The organism is Exiguobacterium sp. SH3S3 (assembly GCF_004337115.1).
Taxonomy (GTDB): Bacteria; Bacillota; Bacilli; order Exiguobacteriales; family Exiguobacteriaceae; genus Exiguobacterium; species Exiguobacterium aurantiacum_A.
Genome location: NZ_SJUU01000008.1, coordinates 73,637 through 92,848, shown reverse-complemented (window position 1 = coordinate 92,848; position 19,212 = coordinate 73,637). Strand labels below are relative to the sequence as shown.

At 51.7% G+C, this 19,212-nt stretch carries 16 protein-coding genes and 1 riboswitch; of the genes, 11 read left to right on the top strand and 5 right to left on the bottom strand.

Annotated features, from left to right (window positions below; translation table 11 throughout):
* Positions 1 to 84 precede the first annotated feature (84 nt).
* Positions 85 to 633, top strand: coding sequence for a nitroreductase family protein (locus EVJ28_RS09150; RefSeq protein ID WP_070328837.1), 549 nt, complete (start codon positions 85 to 87; stop codon positions 631 to 633).
* Positions 634 to 1,061: 428 nt separating this feature from the next.
* Here EVJ28_RS09150 and EVJ28_RS09140 read toward each other — a convergent pair whose 3' ends face one another.
* Positions 1,062 to 1,598, bottom strand: coding sequence for a gamma carbonic anhydrase family protein (locus EVJ28_RS09140; RefSeq protein WP_131456731.1), 537 nt, complete (start codon positions 1,596 to 1,598; stop codon positions 1,062 to 1,064).
* Between the two features lie 119 nt (positions 1,599 to 1,717).
* Between EVJ28_RS09140 and ade the strand changes: the two genes are divergently transcribed.
* The 3 genes from ade (at position 1,718) to EVJ28_RS09125 (ending at position 5,768) form a co-directional block, all read left to right on the top strand.
* Entirely contained in the window at positions 1,718 to 3,427 is a 1,710-nt protein-coding gene (gene ade / locus EVJ28_RS09135) for an adenine deaminase (protein ID WP_131456733.1), read from the top strand.
* Positions 3,428 to 3,544: 117 nt separating this feature from the next.
* Positions 3,545 to 3,817: a hypothetical protein gene (locus EVJ28_RS09130; RefSeq protein WP_070328841.1), complete on the top strand. Its 273-nt coding sequence runs from the start codon at positions 3,545 to 3,547 to the stop codon at positions 3,815 to 3,817.
* 69 nt (positions 3,818 to 3,886) lie between these two features.
* A riboswitch (Lysine riboswitch) is annotated at positions 3,887 to 4,062 on the top strand.
* A 113-nt stretch (positions 4,063 to 4,175) separates the two neighbouring features.
* Positions 4,176 to 5,768, top strand: a complete 1,593-nt coding sequence (locus tag EVJ28_RS09125) for a Na+/H+ antiporter NhaC family protein (RefSeq protein WP_131488741.1) — start codon at positions 4,176 to 4,178, stop codon at positions 5,766 to 5,768.
* Between the two features lie 110 nt (positions 5,769 to 5,878).
* Here the strand turns inward: EVJ28_RS09125 and EVJ28_RS09120 are convergent, their stop codons facing one another.
* Complete coding sequence (locus tag EVJ28_RS09120) at positions 5,879 to 7,507, bottom strand: peptide ABC transporter substrate-binding protein (protein WP_070328843.1); 1,629 nt, start codon at positions 7,505 to 7,507, stop codon at positions 5,879 to 5,881.
* A gap of 224 nt (positions 7,508 to 7,731) precedes the next feature.
* Between EVJ28_RS09120 and EVJ28_RS09115 the strand changes: the two genes are divergently transcribed.
* Positions 7,732 to 9,135 carry a basic amino acid/polyamine antiporter gene (locus EVJ28_RS09115; RefSeq protein ID WP_070328844.1) on the top strand — a complete coding sequence of 468 codons (1,404 nt, stop codon included), beginning with the start codon at positions 7,732 to 7,734 and terminating at the stop codon, positions 9,133 to 9,135.
* A 42-nt stretch (positions 9,136 to 9,177) separates the two neighbouring features.
* On the opposite strand, the gene EVJ28_RS09110 is transcribed toward EVJ28_RS09115, so the two are convergent.
* A complete protein-coding gene (locus tag EVJ28_RS09110; protein ID WP_131488739.1) occupies positions 9,178 to 11,220 on the bottom strand; it encodes an EAL domain-containing protein in 2,043 nt (680 codons plus the stop codon).
* A 158-nt stretch (positions 11,221 to 11,378) separates the two neighbouring features.
* Between EVJ28_RS09110 and EVJ28_RS09105 the strand changes: the two genes are divergently transcribed.
* The 3 genes from EVJ28_RS09105 to EVJ28_RS09095 all read left to right on the top strand — a co-directional run bounded on the left by EVJ28_RS09105 (position 11,379) and on the right by EVJ28_RS09095 (position 13,425).
* Entirely contained in the window at positions 11,379 to 12,581 is a 1,203-nt protein-coding gene (locus tag EVJ28_RS09105; RefSeq protein WP_131488737.1) for an ornithine--oxo-acid transaminase, read from the top strand.
* Between the two features lie 92 nt (positions 12,582 to 12,673).
* Positions 12,674 to 13,078 carry a fluoride efflux transporter CrcB gene (crcB, locus tag EVJ28_RS09100; RefSeq protein WP_131488735.1) on the top strand — a complete coding sequence of 135 codons (405 nt, stop codon included), beginning with the start codon at positions 12,674 to 12,676 and terminating at the stop codon, positions 13,076 to 13,078.
* Complete coding sequence (locus tag EVJ28_RS09095) at positions 13,078 to 13,425, top strand: fluoride efflux transporter FluC (protein WP_070328848.1); 348 nt, start codon at positions 13,078 to 13,080, stop codon at positions 13,423 to 13,425. The genes crcB and EVJ28_RS09095 overlap by 1 nt, the downstream gene beginning before the upstream one ends.
* Before the next feature lie 29 nt (positions 13,426 to 13,454).
* Here EVJ28_RS09095 and yhfH read toward each other — a convergent pair whose 3' ends face one another.
* A complete protein-coding gene (gene yhfH, locus EVJ28_RS09090; RefSeq protein WP_016509445.1) occupies positions 13,455 to 13,616 on the bottom strand; it encodes a protein YhfH in 162 nt (53 codons plus the stop codon).
* Between the two features lie 145 nt (positions 13,617 to 13,761).
* Here yhfH and EVJ28_RS09085 point away from each other — a divergent pair, with 145 nt between their 5' ends.
* Together EVJ28_RS09085 and EVJ28_RS09080 are read left to right on the top strand one after the other, a co-directional pair.
* Positions 13,762 to 14,127, top strand: coding sequence for an ArsR/SmtB family transcription factor (locus EVJ28_RS09085; protein WP_070328849.1), 366 nt, complete (start codon positions 13,762 to 13,764; stop codon positions 14,125 to 14,127).
* A 109-nt stretch (positions 14,128 to 14,236) separates the two neighbouring features.
* The gene (locus EVJ28_RS09080; protein WP_131488733.1) at positions 14,237 to 16,273 is read left to right on the top strand and encodes a heavy metal translocating P-type ATPase; all 2,037 of its coding nucleotides are present in this window, start codon (positions 14,237 to 14,239) and stop codon (positions 16,271 to 16,273) included.
* 45 nt (positions 16,274 to 16,318) lie between these two features.
* Here the strand turns inward: EVJ28_RS09080 and EVJ28_RS09075 are convergent, their stop codons facing one another.
* Positions 16,319 to 16,942, bottom strand: a complete 624-nt coding sequence (locus tag EVJ28_RS09075; RefSeq protein WP_236634109.1) for a hypothetical protein — start codon at positions 16,940 to 16,942, stop codon at positions 16,319 to 16,321.
* A gap of 168 nt (positions 16,943 to 17,110) precedes the next feature.
* On the opposite strand from EVJ28_RS09075, the gene EVJ28_RS09070 reads away from it, so the two are divergent.
* Positions 17,111 to 19,180: an alpha-amylase family protein gene (locus tag EVJ28_RS09070; protein ID WP_131488729.1), complete on the top strand. Its 2,070-nt coding sequence runs from the start codon at positions 17,111 to 17,113 to the stop codon at positions 19,178 to 19,180.
* Positions 19,181 to 19,212 lie beyond the last annotated feature (32 nt).

Sequence of the window (19,212 nt, the reverse complement as noted above, 5' to 3'; positions counted from 1 at the left end):
CCCATGCTTTTCGGTCAAATTGCTACACGTGAGAACCATTTTCACTTATGATGAAAAAGACTACATCAGGGGAAGTGATTTCTAATGGAGAAAACAGTCGGACAACAGTTGATCGAGTCGCGGCGGACGATTCGGATGTTTGTAGAGGAACCGCTTGATACGGCATTGCTGTATCAGTTGCTCACCTCGGCCCACCAAGCGCCGTTTCATAACAAAGTCGAGCCGTGGAATCTTTATTTGTTCAACGGTGACGGGAAAGGCGTGTTGTTAGACGCGCTCGAACCGGCGTTTCAAGACGGTCCTGAGGCCAAGCGAGAGAAGATTACCGGACGGATCCGCAACGCGGCGGCGTGTGTGTACGTAACGACGAAGCCGTTTGAGACGGAGAAAGGGCAAAAGGATGCACTGCTCGCGACGGCGACGTTCATCCAGAACTTCCATTTGCTCTGTGCCGAGCAAAACATCGGGCTCGTCTGGCGGACGGGCGGTATCTTCGAAGACGCTCGCCTGCAGGAGATGATCGGTGCGGACGGGGAGACGTTCGTCGGTCTGCTCCAACTCGGACGATTTGAAGACGTCCCGCCGACGAAGGCGCGGCAGTCGCTTGATGCGTGTTTGACGATCTTTGAGTGAACATGAAAAAGCTCGAGTGCGACGTGGCCGCACTCGAGCTGGATGTATAAATAGGCTGAGACGTTTAAAAACGTCTCAGTTTATTTTTTGAGCTTGCCAGCAAGCCAGTTTTGAATGACATTCGTCGGAATCATGGTGATTACTTTCCCCCAGTTTGAGTTTCTTCTTCTATAGCATTATCCAATTGCATCCGTTCCCAAACCTCTCGATGTGTACCTTTTAGCGTATCATCGAACGAATCATCGATGTGAAGGCAATAGCTTGGGTTAATGGACGAGGCGTACAGGTCTAACATGAGTTGTGCATGGTTTGGATACATACAATTGGCCCCTTTCGACACGTCGGCTTGACTACATCCTCAGTATACAAGGGAAACATGAAGAAAAATCGGGGTAATCGTTAACAATTTATGAATCTTGTAAACGCTTTCACAAACTTTGTGTCGGTGTTAACGGTTCACACGTCGTCAAGTACTGCTCGGCCCGCTTCGCATACTTGTTGACGGTCCGTTCCATGATGAAGCGGTCTTCGTCATTGAGCGGACGGACGACTTTGGCTGGTACGCCCATGACCATGACACCTTCCGGAATTTGCATATTCGGGGTGACGAGTGCACCGGCGGCAACGAACGAGCCTTTCCCGACTTTGGCACCGTCAAGCACGGTCGCATGCATCCCGATGAGACAGCCTTCCTCGATCTCACAACCGTGAATCATCGCCATATGGCCGATCGAGACACGGTCATGGATGATTGTCGGTGATCCTTCGTATTGATGGATCATCGACCCGTCTTGAATATTGACATAAGCGCCAATCTGGATCGGGCCCTCGTCTCCACGGATGACGGTGTTGAACCAAACACCGGAATGGGCTCCGATCGTGACGTCACCGATGACGTGGGCGCCAGGTGCGACGAATACCGTCTCGTCGACATGTGGGATCAGGTCTCCTAATTTGTATTGCATATGTGTAACCCCTTTCAACTAGATATGCTCCCATTGTCGCACAACTACAAAAAGAAATTGCGTCCGAAAGATTATTCTTGATAAGATAGGTAAAATACGTTGCAAAAGGAGACAGACAGATGGAAAAACAACATTTGATCGACATTGCCGCCAAGAAAAAGAAAGCGGCGGTCGTCTTTAAGGACGTCGCGGTCATCGACGTCTATAGCCGCGAGACGATTCGCACCGATGTCGCCATCGACTCGGGCTATATCGTCGCCATCGGAGAAGGTTACGAAGGGGAGACGGAATATCATGACCCGTCTTGGACGCTCGCTCCGTCATTCATCGACTCACACGTTCACATCGAGTCGTCGATGGTGCCTCCGCATGAGTTTGCGAAAGCGGTCCTGCCGCTCGGTGTGACGACGGTCATCGCCGACCCACATGAGATCGCGAACGTCAACGGTGCGCTCGGGATCGAGTATATGCTTGCCGATGCGAACGGATTGCCGCTCGACGTCCGGATGATGCTACCGAGCTGCGTCCCGGCGACGCCGTTCGAACACGCGGGCGCCAAACTGTATGCCGAAGATCTTGCGCCATTTTTAGGGGACCCTGGAGTGCACGGTCTCGGGGAAGTGATGGATTATCCATCGGTCGAAGCCGGCAGCGAGGACATGCTCCAAAAAATCGCGCAAACGGAACTCGCGGGGAAAGTCGTCGATGGTCACGCGTCAGGCCTCAATCCTGATCAGTTAAACGTGTACCGGACAGCCGGCATCATGACCGACCACGAATGCACGACGGCAGAAGAGGCGATCGAGCGGGTCCGTCGTGGCTTTTACGTCCAGATTCGCGAAGGATCGGTCGCGCGGAACGTCGAGAAAGTGAGTCGGGCCATCACCGAAAGTAATGCCCACCGCTTCTTGTTCTGTACGGACGACAAGCACCTCGATGATCTCGTGGCAGAAGGTGGTATCGACTATAACATCCGCATGGCAATCCGTCAGGGCGTCAAGCCGGAGACGGCATACGCCATCGCCAGCCTTCATGCGGCTGAAGCATACGGCTTGAAAGACGTCGGTGCGATCGCGCCGGGCAAAAAAGCGAACTTTGTTATCTTGTCAGACGTCGAATCGGTTAACATCGAAACCGTCTACGTCGATGGTACGGCAGTCGCGCGAGCGGGGAAAGCCACGTTCGAGGCCGAAGGGGTTGAAGTGCCGAAGCCGATGAAAGGTGAGCTCAAACTCCCGGACCTGACAACTGACTCGTTCCGCCTGCCGATCAAGGAAGAAGCGGTCGACGTGATTCAAGTGTTGCCGAACAGCCTGTTGACGAAGCGTGTCCGCCACGTGTTCAACCCGGATGAATCGGGCGCTGATCTTACCGAGGACATCGTGACGCTCGCCGTCATCGAGCGGCATCACGGGACGGGCCATATGGCGCTCGCACCGGTGACGGGCTTTGGACTCAAACGTGGTGCGCTCGCAGCGACGGTCGCCCACGACAGCCATAACCTTGTCATTGCCGGTGTCAGCCCGGAAGACATGTTACTTGCTGCAGAGACGCTCGAGAAGGTCGGTGGCGGTGTCGTCGCCGTCTCGGAAGGGAAAGTGCTTGCCGTCTTGCCGCTCGAGATTGGAGGGCTCATGACGAGGCGTCCGTATCATGAAGTCGCAGACGTGCTCGAACAGCTGAACGACGCACTTGACGTCGTCGGGGCTCATCGTCACTTCAACCCGTATTTGACGATGTCGTTCCTGGCACTCCCCGTCATTCCCGACTTGAAATTGACGGACATGGGACTGTTTGATGTGACAACGTTCTCATTTATCGGAAATTGACTCGGTCTAACGTATGATTTTCGTAAAGACCAACCCGAAACGTTTGAATGCGTGCGCTTAAGTTGATATAGTTACAACAAGTTTCATCGGTACAAATTGAAAGGGGGGATATAACAGATGGAACAAGTTGCTTACAACCGGTCGTATGATGAACATGAGGATTTGATCAATTCTGTGTATCGTGCCTTCAAGGACCGGTGTGAAGAATTACCTAGCGAGACGCAGACGAAGCGACGGTTGCGCCGTCTTATTTTATTGACGATCAAAGATCATACGTCATCGCATGCCGAACGGTTCGTGCTTTATCACTTCTTTAGTGATTTCTTTAAAGCCGTTGAGTCAAACGACCAAGCCGCGCTCGCTGTATTAAAACAAATCGTCCGTGACTAAAAAAACTATTGATATGTTACTGTAACCTATGATAATTTAGACGTAACTTTAAATGAATATTCGTGCTATCGATGAGGTAGAGGTGCGATGCTGATGAGTAAGTAGTCCGAGGATGACAACGGTGAAGACTACAGAAAGGCAGAATCGCCGAAGTGTAAAGTCATGTCTCTGACTTTATGCTGGGCTGACGGGAAATACTCGTCGGACTGCCATACATATATTACGTATGGAGCGCTCCAAGTCGGCTAAGAAAGACGGAACATCCAGCGAGGGTGTCGGCTTTGTTGCCGATGCCCTCGCTTTGCGTTTTTTTAAGCATTGGGGGGCCTCATCTCAAACAGAAGAGGAGGAAATCAGCATGGTAGATTATTCAACATCGGTGCTTTCGTTAGTGCCGGCACTACTCGCCATCATTATGGCGATCACAACAAGGAAAGTTATTCCGTCACTCGGTGTCGGGATCATCGCAGGGGTCTTGCTCCTTCATAGCTTCAATCCACTTGAATCGATTCAGTACTTATGGTCGAACGTCATCGCCTTGTTCTGGGCGGATGGGGCCATAAACGAATGGAACGTGCTCTTGATCGCGTTCTTGCTCTTGCTTGGTGTTTTATCGTCAATCATTCAAACATCGGGCGGTGCTCGCGCGTTCGGTGAATGGGCGGCTTCTAACGTCAAAACGGCGCGCGGCGCGCGCCTCGTCTCGTTCGGTCTTGGAATGTTGATTTTCATCGACGACTATTTCAACAGTCTCGCTGTCGGGAACATTAGCCGACCGCTGACGGACCGGAAGAAAGTATCGCGCGCTAAACTCGCGTATACGATCGACTCGACGGCGGCTCCGGTCTGTGTCATCAGCCCACTTTCGAGCTGGGGGGCCTACATCATCGCCATCATCGCTGGTATTTTAACGAAGTACTCAATCGACAGCTACTCGTCGTTCTCGGCGTTCATTCAAATCATTCCGATGAACTTCTATGCCATCTTCGCACTCATGTTGACGGGGTACGTCGCTTTCACAGGGCTTGCCATCGGACCGATGCGGACGCACGAGCTACGTGCGCTTAAAGGCGAGCTCTACGACGTGTCGAAAGGTGCGCCGATGGGAATGAGTGAAGACATTAAAGAGCATGATGGTGGGAAAGTTCGCGACTTGATCGTCCCGATCATCGTTTTGATCATCGCGACCGTCTCGGCCATGCTTTACACAGGTGGCCAAGCGCTTGCTGCTGACGGTCAAAGCTTCTCGCTGCTCGGAGCGTTCGAATCGACGGACGTGACGCGTTCACTCGTTGCCGGCGCGGTCATCAGTTTGATCGTGGCGTTCTTGCTTCTCATCGGTCGCAACATTCCAGCTGTGGACTACGGTCATGCAGCGTGGGCCGGTATCCGGGCCATGTGGCCAGCCGTACTCATCTTGCTGTTCGCTTGGACGATCATTGCCGTCATCGGGGATATGAGAACTGGTGATTACTTGGCAAGCTTCGTCACAGATACGATCGCGGCGTCATACTTGCCGCTCATCTTGTTCGCGATTGCCGGTCTCATGGCGTTCTCAACGGGTACGAGCTGGGGGACGTTCGGTCTCATGCTACCAATCGGTGCTGATTTGATCATGGCAGTCGACCCAGAGCTGTTGCTCCCGACACTTGCCGCTGTGCTCGCAGGTGCCGTGTTCGGTGACCACTGTTCACCGATCTCGGATACGACGATCCTCAGTTCGACGGGTGCCGGGTCGCACCACATCGACCACGTGTTGACACAACTCCCGTACGCGTTGATCGCGGCAGGAGTGTCGGCGGTCGGTTACTTGGTTCTTGGGATCACAAGCTCGATGTGGATTGGATTCTTCGCGGCGTTCGCGACGTTCGTCGTCGCGCTGGTCGTCGCTCAAGTCATCTCGAAGCGCGGCCAAGTGCCGGCAGAGATGCGTGCTGAGCGTGAAGCGTAAACAGCTCGTCTAACAATCCGAAAAGATGTGTGTCACGAATCATGTGACACACATCTTTTTTGTATGGAATGTAAAAACAAATCCTGCCGCTATGCGACAGGATTTGTTTTTTAGTTAACGTCCAACCACTTGAAGCTAGCGTCAGCTCCGAACGGATGGCGGTACATGTTTTGAATGTTTGAGCGCTCGAGGTAAGCTTCACCTTTTTGGTAGATCGGTGCGATCGCGAAGTCGTCTTCGAGCAGGATGCGTTCAGCTTCTTGCATCGTCTCCCAACGCTTCATTTGATCAGCTTCTTTCTTCGCGCTTTGGATCAACTGATCGTACTCATCGTTCGAGTACGCCATCCGGTTGAACGGACCGTCTGTGATCCACATGTCGAGGTACGTCATTGGATCCTGATAGTCAGGGCCCCAGCCGGCAGCAGAGATATCATAGTCGCCTGCACCTTCAAGCTCGAGGAAGTTTTTGAACGGCTGTTGTTTGATGTTAAGCGTGAGTCCAGGCAAGTTCTTCTCGAGTTCACCTTTGATGTACTCGTTGACTTTCTTGAACGCTTCTTCATCACGTGAGAGGAACTCGAGTTCGATCGTCTCGACGCCGAGCTCGGCAAGTCCTTTATCCCAGGCAGCTTTCGCTTCGTCGACGTTGTAGCTTTGAAGATCAGGATACTTCTCGCGGAAGTCAGCTCCGTCTTCCGTGAACGTGAAGTCCTTAGCGACGATGAAGTTGGCCGGCTGTGAACCGTCTGTCAAGATGACGTCGGTTACGCCTTGCTTGTCGAAACCTTTCGCCAACGCTTCACGAATATTCACGTTTTGGAGTGCTTCATTCTTTTGGTTGAAACGAAGGAAGTTGATCCGTGCGTCAGCACGTGTTTTAAACTCTTCTGCTTCTTGGAATTGTGGAACGAATTCAGAAGACAAGAGCGTATAGTCGACTTCACCTGACTCGAACAAGTTGACACCGGTCGCGACTTCTTTGACGACTTTGACGTTGATCGTGTCCATCTTGACGTTTTCAGCATCCCAGTAATCTGGATTCTTTTTATAAACCCAACCTTCGTTGTCTTGCCAGCTATCAAGTACGTAAGGGCCGTTGTAGAGCGTTTTATCGACGGCTGTCGCGAACGACTCGCCTTGTTCTTCGACGAACTCTTGTTTTTGCGGCATGTACGTCGGGAATCCTGTCAACCCGAGGAAGTATGGAGCCGGTGCTTCCAATTGAACTTCAAGCGTCTTCTCATCGACTGCTTTCGCACCGAGTGAATCGAGTTCAGCTTCGCCGCCGAGGATTTTGTTGGCATTCTTCAAGTCTTGAAGGATGTATGCGTACTCGGCACCCGTTTCAGGGTTGAGGGCACGTTTCCACGAGTAAACGAAGTCTTCAGCCGTTACTGGTGAGCCGTCTGACCAGTTGGCGTCACGTAATTTAAATGTGTATGTAAGACCGTCTTCCGAAATCTCGACGTCCTCAGCAATACCTGGTACTGGTTGGTTGTTTTCATCAAGACGATACAGTCCCTCGAAGACGTTGTTCGTCACGATGATCGATGTCGAGTCGGTCGTGAGTGTCGGGTCAAGCTGTGGCAAATCAGTTGCCGAAACGAGCGTGACTTCTTTTTTCGCGTCACTTGATGACGATCCGTCCGACGAATCTGTTGCCTCTTCTCCACCGCCACACGCTGCTGTAGCAAGCAAAGCGACACCCGATAAAGCTAACCATTTTTTATTCCGCATTGTCTTACCTCCCGAAAATTCTGATTGTTTCGAATATATTGCAATTAAACTACAAACAGAATGAATGCGCAATGAAATTTTTTAAATTATTCGAAAATACAAACATTACTAAAACACCTATCTAAACGTTCCTTTATTCAGTAGAATGAGAAAATCATCGAATGTTTATACATTATGTGTGTATAGTTATTCGATAAAAGTGAACTAATGTTGGAGGGTTTTGAATGAAGTCACAATCAGCCGGAATCGGCTTTTTCGGGCTCGCTGCCATGGTCGTCGGGACGATGATTGGCGGAGGAGCTTTTAACTTGCCAGGAGCGATGGCCCAAGGTGCCGGGGTCGGGTCAGTGATGATCGGTTGGACGATCACAGGGGTCGGTATGATTATGCTGGCGTTCGTATTCCAATTTTTGGCGGATTCACGTCCTGAACTTGAGGGTGGGATTTATGCCTACGCTAAAGAAGGGTTTGGGAAGTTCGTCGGCTTCAATAGCGGCTGGGGTTATTGGATGTCCGCTTGGATCGGGACAGTAGCGAACATCACGCTGATCTTTAGCACGCTCAGTTACTTTTTCCCGATTTTTTCAGCAGAGCATCGATCGTTCCGGTTAGTGATGAGCGCGTTCTTCATTTGGGGGCTGTTCTGGCTCATCTCTCGAGGGATGAAGGAGGCGGCGCTCTTGAACATCGTCACGACGATCGCGAAGCTCGTCCCGATCTTCTTGTTCATCGTGCTCATTTTGTTTGCGTTCCAGATTGAGACGTTCCAAATCGATGTTTGGGGCGAGTCTGGTTTCAGTTGGTCGCACGTGTTTCCCCAAGTGAAATCGACGATGCTCGTGACGCTTTGGGCGTTTGTCGGCATTGAAGGCGCGGTCGTCTTATCGTCGCGGGCGCGCAATAAGCGCGATGTCGGGCGGGCGACGGTGATCGGCCTCATCGGGACGCTGTTGATTTACATGATGATTTCAATCTTCTCCTTCGGCGTCATGACGCAAGAACAACTCACGGCGCTCCCGGAACCGTCGATGGCGTACGTGCTCGAAGCGGTCGTCGGTCCGGTCGGTGCGACGATCATCAATATCGGTCTGCTCGTGTCGCTCGCTGGGGCGTTGCTCGGGTGGACGATATTGGCGACGGAGATCTCCTACGTGGCGAGCCGGGACGGTGTGTTCCCGAAATTGTTCAATCGACTCAATCGAAATGATACGCCGGTGAGCGCCTTGTTCATCACGCAAGCGTTCACGCAAGCAGTCACGGTCATCGCCTTGTTCTCGGAACAGACGTACTTGGTGCTCTCGAGCATCGCCGGTATCGCCGCGCTCGTGCCTTACTTATTCTCGGCCTTGTTCGGCTGGAAAGAGGCACGGCGGACTGGTGTTCGGAAAATGGTCCTCGTTTCGAGTGTCGCCTCGCTCTACGCGGCATGGTTACTCTACGCATCCGGGATTGAATACATGCTCATCGCAATGATTTTGTATGCGCCGGGAATCTTCGTTTTCATGCTCGCAGAACGGGAGCAAGGACGGAAGTTCCTAAGCGGGATTCAGTATGCGATTGCGACTGTCATCATCCTCGCGGCGACTTATGGTGTGTACGGACTATGGACGGCTGCGATTAGCCTCTAATCAAAAGAAGCACCGGTCGTCGAGATGACGACCGGTGCTTCTTTATGTCTCGTTATTCGTGAGCAACCGGACGACTTGGTCGGGTGGCATTGGTTTGGCGTATAAAAATCCTTGGAACGAGTCGCAATCGGTCTCTTTTAAATGGTCGAGCATGATTTGGTCTTCGACGCCTTCGGCGACGACGTGAAGGTTCAAACTCTTGCCGAGGTGGACGATGACGTCGAGCAAGTGAGACTTCGACGTCAACCAGTCGTCGAGGAACACTTTGTCGATCTTCAGCTCGTCGACCGGGAACGATTTCAAGTATTGAAGCGACGAGAAGCCGGTTCCAAAGTCGTCGATCGACAGGCGGTAATCGAGCCGTTTGATTTGATTCATCCGAGCGATGGTTTCCTCCGTCTGTTGCATGACGAGACTTTCTGTGATCTCGAGAATGACGTCGGACGGGTTCAAATCGAGTTGTTGCTTGATGTTTCGGAGCGTGTTGATGAAACTCTCGCTGCGGAACTGGTTCGGCGAAATATTGACCGCCATCGATAGAGGATGATTGACGAGCGGTTGCCACGCCTTCAGTTGCTTGGTGGCCTCAAGAATGACCCAGTTGTTGATCGGGACGATCAGCGCCATCTCTTCAGCGAGCGGGATGAACTCCGAAGGCGGGATTTGCCCGAGTTGGTCGTGATGCCAGCGCAGTAACGCCTCAAATCCAATCAGCTTATCCGTTTTCAAGTCGAACTTCGGTTGGTATTCGAGATAAAAATGTTTTTCTTCGAGCGCTTGGTACAGCGCTTTTTCGATATGGATTTGTCTTGAGAACGCATCGTCCATGTCTTTCGTGACGAATTGGATCGTCCCGACACCGATGCGCTTGCCTTTGAACAAAGCGCTCTCGGCCCGGGTGTATAGCTCGTCCAACGAATTAGTGGCCGATGGGTAGAACACGCAACCGATCGAGATCGATAACATGATCGAATGGTGGTAAATCCGGAACGGTCGTTGCAGTTCGTGTTGCAGTTGACGAAGCAGCTGGAACACTTCTTCTTTTGATTGTTCAAAGAAAAGAATACCGTACAAGCCGCCCGAAGGATGGAACATGACACTCGACTGGGGCAGGAAGCGTTCAGCCCGATCTTTAATTTGGAGCAACAGTTCATTGCCGACGCGTGAACCGAACGACTCGTTGATAATTTTGAACCGATCGATATCGAAGAGGGCGACGTGCAACAACCCGTTATGTTCTTTCACGTCAGTAAGTGAGTGCGCATATTGGCGCAAGAGCCCTTTTTTATTTAACAGTCCGGTCAAATCGTTGTGATAGGCGAGGTAGTTCACTTCTTGTTCGAGACGTTTCTTATCAGACACGTCGAAACCAAACGCCGTGTATTGGGCGATTTCGCCGTCTTCACTTAAAATCGGTACGATTGTCAAGTTGAGCCAGCAGATGTTCGTCACATGTCGTTGTGACCGAATCGGCATCTCGCCGTTCCAAATTTGATCGGTCGTGAGCGCTTGACGTACCACGCCCGCAATCGGATCATCTTCAAAAGAGGGGTGAATGAGATCGAACCAGTTACGACCGATGAATTGTTGGTCAGGTGCCCCGATCAAGTCGCACAACAGCGGGTTGATCTCTGTGATCTCGCCGCGAGCGTTGGCTGCCAAATAATAAGTCGAATGCTCGATCATCGCTTGGAAGTGGTGGAGCAGGTTGAACTGCTCGGTGCTGATGAGCGGACCGAAGCCTTTCGGTAGGAAGGCTAAAAAATAGCCGTTGACGTTGTTGATCGAAAAAGTTTGTAAGTAAGCGGTCGCATAGACGACCGAGCCGTTTTTATGTTTAAACGCCGTCAACGCCGTCGTCGAGAATGGATATTGAAGGAGCAATGGTGACCACGTATCAAGCGCCTGCTCTAAATGTTGGACGACGGGTAATGCGTGGTGAAGTACCTCGTCACGCTCCCAACCGAACAGCGTCTCCGCTTGTTCGTTCCAAAGAAGGACGGTGCCGTCAAAATCGATGTAACAGCATGGGATCGATAGGGCATCGATGAACGTATCAATCGGCAAATCACGCAATGAAGTCACACAAATTCCTCCAATCTACATCAAATAAGTCATACTATACGTTCAGTGTACCTTATTTTCCCAACCCAAGGAACGGGCAAGTTCGTCGTTGTCAAAAGAAAGACGGTCATCATATACTGGAGGAGTAAGGTAGTTTTTTTTCATAAGGGGGAAATCAAATGTCAAAAACACAAGAAGTGATTGAATTGACAGAGAAATTCGGGGCGCACAATTATCATCCGCTTCCAATCGTCATCTCGGAGGCGAAGGGGATTTGGGTGACGGACCCGGAAGGAAATCGTTACATGGATATGTTGAGTGCGTATTCGGCTGTCAACCAGGGGCATTGTCATCCGAAAATCATTCAAGCGTTAAAAGATCAGGCCGACAAGATCACGTTGACGTCACGTGCTTTCTACAATGATCAGCTCGGTCGCTTCTACAAAAAAGTGGCAACGCTTACAAATAAAGAAATGGTGTTACCGATGAACACCGGTGCCGAAGCGGTCGAGACCGCGGTCAAGGCATCACGGCGCTGGGCCTATGAGGTCAAACAAATTCCGGGGCAAGCCGAGATTATCGTCTGCACCGGCAACTTCCATGGACGGACGATGGCGGCTGTGTCGATGTCGACAGAAGCGGACTATCAGCGCGGTTTCGGACCGCTCCTCCCAGGCTTCAAAGTCGTGCCGTACGGAGACATCGACGCGTTCGAGGCGGCGATCACGGAGAACACGGCGGCGTTCATCGTTGAACCGATTCAAGGGGAAGCGGGTATCATCATCCCGCCGGCGGGTTACTTGAAGCGGGCGGCTGAATTGTGTAAGGCGAACAACGTGTTGTTCATCGCAGATGAGATTCAGTCAGGTCTTGGCCGCTCTGGAAAATGGTTCGCGATCGAATGGGAAGGCGTCGATCCCGATATGTATATCCTCGGAAAAGCACTCGGTGGCGGTGTCTTCCCGGTATCGTGCGTGGCTGCTAACGAAAGCGTCCTCCGAGTGTTCAATCCAGGATCGCACGGGTCGACGTTCGGGGGGAACCCGCTCGCGGCGGCGGTATCGATCGCTGCGCTCGAGGTGCTTGAAGAAGAACAGCTTCCGGAGCGTTCGCTCGAACTCGGGACGTACTTTATGGACCGTTTAAAGTCAATCGACAACCCACGCATTAAAGAAGTCCGGGGCCGCGGCCTATTTATCGGGATCGAGTTGACGGAAGCGGCTCGTCCTTATTGTGAGGCGCTTAAAGAGCGGGGCTTGCTTTGCAAGGAGACGCACGAGACGGTCATTCGACTCGCGCCACCGCTTGTCATTACGAAAGAAGAACTCGATGAGGCGTTCACGGCAATCGAGGCTGTATTCGCACCGACTCCTATTTCATAATGCGGGAGGGCTTGTTATAATTTGAGAAGAAATGCAGACACCTGCCGGGCGATGTTTTCGCGGCAGGTGTCTTTTCGTAAGGAGGAACGGTCGTGCTCTACGTTTACGTTGGTTTAGCAGGAGCGCTTGGAGCGCTAGCAAGGTATGGGGTCGGTATAGGGATGCATACGTTGTGGACAGGTACATTTCCGCTAGGGACGCTCACCGTCAACTTGATCGGCAGTTTTCTACTCGGTTGGCTCACCCATTACTTGTTTCAGACCGGAAAGTTCTCACCGATGGTCATTACGGCGGTCGGTACAGGGTTTATCGGTTCGTTCACGACGTTCTCGACGTTCAGTGTCGAGACGATTGTGATGATTGAGTCAGGGAACCTGATCGGAGCGCTCACCTATGTGACACTGAGCATCGTCCTCGGCCTGTTCAGCTCGTGGTTAGGCTATAAACTAGGAAGAAGACGATTCCGGCGTTTTGTGAAGCGAGAGGGGGAGGCGTGATGACTGTTGTGACAGTGATGATCGGTGCCTTTTTCGGGGCGATGGCCCGCTTCGGAATTGGTCAGCTCGTTAAAGTATGGACGAGATCGGTCTTTCCTTGGGCGACTTTGTTCGTGAACGTGACCGGATCGTTTTGGCTCGGATATTTGTATGCAGCCCCTGTACCTTCGGTGGTGGGACTCGGAATCGGTGTCGGCTTCCTCGGTTCGTTCACGACGTTCTCGACGTTCAAACTTGAAGTGATGCGGTTCGTGACGAAAGATTGGCTTCGCTTTGGTTTATACTTACTGGCGACGTATGTCTTTGGTTTAATTGCCGCCTACCTTGGCTACCAATTTGGACAATAAACAATCCCTCGGAAACTCCGAGGGATTGTTTATTGTTCAGCGAGTTGAAGCTTTTCAGCACATGATGCGCATGTGTTTTCATAAGACTCACACTGCTCATCCATATGTTGTCCGCATTCTTGACACGTCTTATCTGGTAATTTCCGATAAAATTCGACTGACGATTCGAGTCGGCTTGCCCATTCATTCATATAAAGCGCCTCCTTTAAGTATGCGTGCGTTTGTTAAGTTGTATTCATTGTATTATAACAGTTGTGTTTAAGTCAATTATAATCTATAACAGATTTTTCTGTTTGGATTTGCTAAAATGAAATTATACGAAATGAGGTGACACGGATGAAGGCACCACAATGCGAAACAATCGCCATCCAAAGTGAAGATGTGGCTGTATTGCAACAGGCACTTGTGCGATTGGATGCGAACCGAGTCAGTCGGTTGTTTAAGGCGTTCGCTGATCCGACGAGACTGAAAGTGCTGTACGTCTTGACGCTCGAGCAAGAATTATGTGTCTGTGACGTCGCCGCCGTGATCGGACACTCGAACGCGACCGCGTCTCATCATTTACGGACGCTCCTCGATCAAGGGCTCGTAAAATATCGTAAAGATGGGAAAGTTGTTTATTACTCATTAGATGATGAGCACGTTCGTCTTCTCGTCGAAATCGCGATGGCGCACAGTGCCGAACAGCAATCAGGTCTTTGAGAAGTGTCTACTGCGACAACACAGTAGACACTTTTTTATATTGTATTCTCTTCCAATCAGCGTTACGATATATTCAAATAAACGTTTGAATGAAGTGGGAGGAAGAGCGATGGAATCACGTGACGTCTTACCAGTCGAAGGTATAACTTGTACAAATTGTGCGGCGAAGATCGAGAAAAGCGTCTCGGAGCAGACCGGTGTCGCATCCTGTCAAATCGACTTTGCGACGAGCCGGATGATCATCGAATGGATTGATCCGTCCGAGCGTGAAACAGGCCTCCGTTCAATTGAAGAGACGATGGGGCGGATTGAACCGGGCGCGCATTTCGTGAAAACTGATCAAATCGAGCAAGCATCGAACCACCTGTTGTGGCGCTTTGGTATCGCCCTCAGCCTGCTTGTGCTCGCTCTCTTGACTGAATCACTGCCGTTATACGTTGTTGCTTATGCGGTCGCCGGCTATGATGTCGTCTATGCGGCAGCACGAAACGTATGGCATCGCGAATGGTTCGATGAGAAGTTTTTAATGACGATTGCGACGATTGGAGCGTTCGCAATTCGAGAATATCCGGAAGCGGTCGCCGTCATGCTATTTTATCAACTCGGCGAATACTTCCAAGGACGAGCCGTCCACGCGTCGCGTCGGTCGATCCAGTCATTATTGAATATGAAACCGACGATGGCACGTGTGCTCGGTCCGGACGGTGAGTTCGAACGGCGTCCTGAAGATGTGGCAATCGGCTCGGTCATCATCGTCCGTGCCGGCGAACAAGTTCCGATGGACGGGAGCGTCGTGATCGGATCGAGTTCACTCGATACGGCATCATTGACGGGCGAATCGGTTCCCCGTCAAGTCGGACCGCACGATGAAGTGCTCGCCGGAATGGTCAATTTAGAAGGGCGGCTTGAAGTGCGCGTCATACGATCTGCGACGGAGTCGAGCTTGCAAAAGATGATTGCGCTTGTCGAACAGGCAAGCTCGAACAAAGCAAAGACAGAGCAGATGATCACACGCTTAGCCAGAGTGTATACGCCGATTGTCGTCGTTTTAGCAGCAATCGTTGCGTTCATCCCACCTCTTTTCGTTGGGAATTTAGAGGAGTGGGTGTATCGCGCCTTAATTTTCCTCGTCATCAGTTGCCCGTGCGCACTCGTCATTTCAATTCCGTTAGGTTATTTCGGCGGGATCGGGGCTGGTTCTAAACGAGGGATTTTGGTCAAAGGCGGCGAGTATTTAGACGTGCTCGCCGAAGTGAAGACGGTCATCTTTGACAAGACGGGAACACTCACGACCGGTCGCTTTGAAGTGACGGACGTGACGACGAGCGGAGACGTGACGGAAGCGGAGTTGTTAACGCTCGCTGCCCGTGTTGAGATGGCATCGACGCATCCGCTGGCAAAAGCAATCGTCGCGAAGGCGAGCAAGACGACCGCGTTTGCGAATATTACCGAAGACCCGGGCTACGGTCTGACAGCGACAGATAGCACGGATACAATCTATGTCGGAAGTGCCCGTTTCATGAGGAAGTTAGGACATTCGATTCAAGATGAACAAATGGGCACAAGCGTCCACGTCATGAGAAATGACCGCTGGCTCGGGCGGATTGAACTGATGGATACGGTGAAAGAGGATGCCGCAGCAGCCATTGCCGCGCTAAAACGTCTCGGCTATCGGACGGTCATGTTGACAGGGGACCGGGATGAAGTTGCGACGTCGGTCGGTTTGAAAATCGGAATCGATGAAGTGAAAAGTGAGTTACTTCCCCATCAGAAAGTCGAGGAAGTGGAGAAGTTGGCCGCGCGAGGGAAAGTCGCGTTCGTAGGTGACGGTTTGAACGATGCGGCAGCGCTAGCCCGTGCGGACGTCGGACTCGTCATGGGTGGAATCGGGAGCGATGCCGCAGTGACGGCGGCAGACCTCGTGCTCATGAATGACGCACCGAGCGATGTCGTTGCGGCGATTGAGCTAAGTCAGCGGACGAAGCGGATCGTGTGGCAAAATATTGTCCTCGCATTCGGGATGAAGGCGCTGTTCCTCCTGCTCGGCGTGCTCGGACTCGCATCGATGTGGGAAGCTGTGTTCGCAGACGTCGGCGTCGCGTTGCTCGCCATCGGCAACGCGACTCGCTTGATTCGTTCCAACTAAAAAAACTTCAAGCGAGCTTGAAGTTTGGTGAATACTTGAGACCGATCAGTTGTGATCGGTCTTTTTTTGACGTGTTTTGAAAATCATGAACACGAGGATGATGATAGTCGCTACGAGTAAGAAAACGATTGAGTACAGTGCTTGAATGACGATATCGATTTGATTTTGAGTGGATACGAGCTCTTTCCGGATATCGTTGTATTGCATCTGTTTCAAAGCTCTTAAATCTTCTAGTATCGTCTGCCGTTGATCGGTCATCGACTTGGCCGTCACCGTCGCCTGTTCGATGTCACCGCTCTCGTACATGACGAGGACGCGGTCGGCTTCTTGTTCCCAAATGCCGTCCCGATGCAGTAAGTCGAGGAATGAACTTGGCGTTCTCGGATCATTCTTGATAGATTCCTTCAATTCTTTCGTACGTTGGGACATGCTGTAATAGGCTTCTAAAAAGCGGCGGTCTTCATAGGCGAGGAGACCGCGGATAGCGTTGGCGCGTTCGATATTGTAGTACATGATGTCTTCAATTGCTTCATATGAATCGAACCGTTGCTCGTGAATGGTATCGATCTGGTCAGTCGTATTTCGCAGTTGAACGATGAAACTGGCGATGACGAGGACGATTAATACGGACAATGAGGCGAGCAGCAGCAGCCACTTTCGTTGGGACATGTTCATCCCTCCTTTATGAAGACAATCGTACAATATTTTTCGGGTTTCAGCATAAAATATTTTTTTGGGAAAGGAAAAACCGGGTAAAGAGTTAAATATATAATATGACGTTTCTTGTTATCGCTTACAATAGACGATGGAATGATTTCATTCATAAGGAGAGTAAATATGCCAGAGAACTCGTCGTTAAAAAAGTTACATCAGGTCTTAAAAACAAAACGGACCAACCTTCAATATGAAATCCCGACCTTGTGGAACCGGATGCGATTTCCGGCAGAACCGGTGCGCGACGGTGTCGAGCGGGTGAACCCGTACGACTTTTTAATCGATACGATTGAACGAGGCATTCTTCCGCACGCTGTCAACGGGCGTGATTATCGTCAGTCGGTCGCACAAGCGGACGGGCACCTCGAGACAGGGGGAGACTGGATTAAGCGCTCCTCGGTTTACTCGATGCAAGTCCGGACCTCGACGTCGTGGGACCATGACGGGTCAGGCTACGTCGAGATGGACAACTCTCAAGGCATGAAAGATACCGGCACGTTCGTGAAAACGCTGGCTCTGTTGCCGCACTTGTTATACATGGGGATCGACACGTTATTTTTATTGCCGATCTCGCAGCACAGTCATAAAAATAAGAAAGGTGAGTTCGGTTCCCCATACGCTGTCCAAGATTTCTTTGCCATCGACGAAGAACTAAAAGAGACATTGACAGGGGACGGATTGACGGTCGAGGAAGAGTTCGCCGCTTTCGTCGAGGCGTGTCATATGGTGGGCATCCGTGTCGTCATCGATGTCATTCCTCGCACGTGCGCCCGCGATAACCGTCTCATTTTAGAAAATCCGGAATGGTTCTACTGGATCCCGGTTGCGGAACTCGCTTACTATCACCCGCCTCACGTCCCGGGAATTGGAGAAAACGTGAAGCCTGAGTATGCATTCCTGCCGATGATCTATGGATCTGAGGACGTTTGGCATCATCTCCGCCGCTTCTCGATGGCGCCTAATCTCGTCGATGCTGCCAAGTGGGAGACGGTGAAAGCCTACTTGGTCGAACATCCAGAGGAAAACTTACTTGCCGTCATCGAGCGTGAGTTCGGTTTGACGACCGCTCCGGCGTTCTCGGACTGTATCAACGATCCGCAACCGCCGTGGTCGGACGTCACGTACTTCCGCTTGTTCCTCGACCATCCGACAGCCGCTGCCCCTTATGTCGGCGAGGCTGGTCTGGCCCCATATATTTTGTTCGACTCGATCAAGTCGAACCAGTTCCGGGGTGACGAGATCAACGAACCGCTTTGGGTGATGTTAGCCGACATCATTCCGCATTATCAACGCGAATATGGGATTGACGGTGCCCGAATCGACATGGGACACGCTTTGCCGGTCGATCTCGCCCAGCGCATCTTGACAGAGCCGCGTCAACTCGATTCGAACTTCAGTTTCATCGCCGAAGAACTGATCGAAGTCGGGGCTTGGGCGGCGCGTGAGGCCGGCTACAATATGATCATCGGATACGGGTTCTATAAAGAGCCGCGTTTTGACACACATGACACCCATCAATTCATCTACGACTCACGTTTCTTGCCGTTGCCGGTATTTGCGGCTGGTGAGACAGCCGATACACGCCGGATTGCGACGCGAGACGGCGGACGCCAGGCGAGTCGCTTGCTCACCGTACTGAACGGCTTCATGCCAAACGGGGTGCCATTGACGAACTCGGGGCTTGAACTGTATGAGACGCAGCCGATGAATACCGGTCTCGATTGCCGACCGGAAGAGGCGTATCAGTTGTTCCCGACTGATCCATATTTCGGGAAACTTGCTTTCTTCGACGCGTATCAGTTCCATTGGGATCATCCTGAGCGGACTGAAATGGTCGAACTTATGCATCAAGTGGCGGAAGTTCGCCGCCGTTGGCTCGATGTTCTCGTCGACCCGAGTCACTTCGAACCGCTCACGATGACGGATAGGGGGGCGCCGTTCATCGGTCTGGCTTGGTTACGGGCAGATACGAACGAGACGTTGCTCATCGTCGCCAACACGAATATGCAAGAGCACCTGCAAGGTAAGGTGCCGCTCGATGGGGTGCGTCGCCGGAACTGGAACGCGAGTCGTTTCGCCGAGATGGTGTACTCACCGAACTCATGGCCGTACGCCGAGCATTCGTTCGACGACAACTGGGACCTTTGGGTCGATTTGATGCCAGGCGAAGTCAAAATCTATGAAATGAAATAAGCAACGCCTCGGATCCGTAAGCGGATCCGAGG

Excerpts from the sequence above, each read along its gene's own strand:
- EVJ28_RS09150 (WP_070328837.1), top strand. The coding sequence starts at position 85 with ATGGAGAAAACAGTCGGACAACAGTTGATCGAGTCGCGGCGGACGATT.
- EVJ28_RS09140 (WP_131456731.1), bottom strand. The coding sequence starts at position 1,598 with ATGCAATACAAATTAGGAGACCTGATCCCACATGTCGACGAGACGGTA.
- ade (WP_131456733.1), top strand. The coding sequence starts at position 1,718 with ATGGAAAAACAACATTTGATCGACATTGCCGCCAAGAAAAAGAAAGCG.
- EVJ28_RS09130 (WP_070328841.1), top strand. The coding sequence starts at position 3,545 with ATGGAACAAGTTGCTTACAACCGGTCGTATGATGAACATGAGGATTTG.
- EVJ28_RS09125 (WP_131488741.1), top strand. The coding sequence starts at position 4,176 with ATGGTAGATTATTCAACATCGGTGCTTTCGTTAGTGCCGGCACTACTC.
- EVJ28_RS09120 (WP_070328843.1), bottom strand. The coding sequence starts at position 7,507 with ATGCGGAATAAAAAATGGTTAGCTTTATCGGGTGTCGCTTTGCTTGCT.
- EVJ28_RS09115 (WP_070328844.1), top strand. The coding sequence starts at position 7,732 with ATGAAGTCACAATCAGCCGGAATCGGCTTTTTCGGGCTCGCTGCCATG.
- EVJ28_RS09105 (WP_131488737.1), top strand. The coding sequence starts at position 11,379 with ATGTCAAAAACACAAGAAGTGATTGAATTGACAGAGAAATTCGGGGCG.
- EVJ28_RS09095 (WP_070328848.1), top strand. The coding sequence starts at position 13,078 with ATGACTGTTGTGACAGTGATGATCGGTGCCTTTTTCGGGGCGATGGCC.
- yhfH (WP_016509445.1), bottom strand. The coding sequence starts at position 13,616 with ATGAATGAATGGGCAAGCCGACTCGAATCGTCAGTCGAATTTTATCGG.
- EVJ28_RS09085 (WP_070328849.1), top strand. The coding sequence starts at position 13,762 with ATGAAGGCACCACAATGCGAAACAATCGCCATCCAAAGTGAAGATGTG.
- EVJ28_RS09080 (WP_131488733.1), top strand. The coding sequence starts at position 14,237 with ATGGAATCACGTGACGTCTTACCAGTCGAAGGTATAACTTGTACAAAT.
- EVJ28_RS09075 (WP_236634109.1), bottom strand. The coding sequence starts at position 16,942 with ATGTCCCAACGAAAGTGGCTGCTGCTGCTCGCCTCATTGTCCGTATTA.
- EVJ28_RS09070 (WP_131488729.1), top strand. The coding sequence starts at position 17,111 with ATGCCAGAGAACTCGTCGTTAAAAAAGTTACATCAGGTCTTAAAAACA.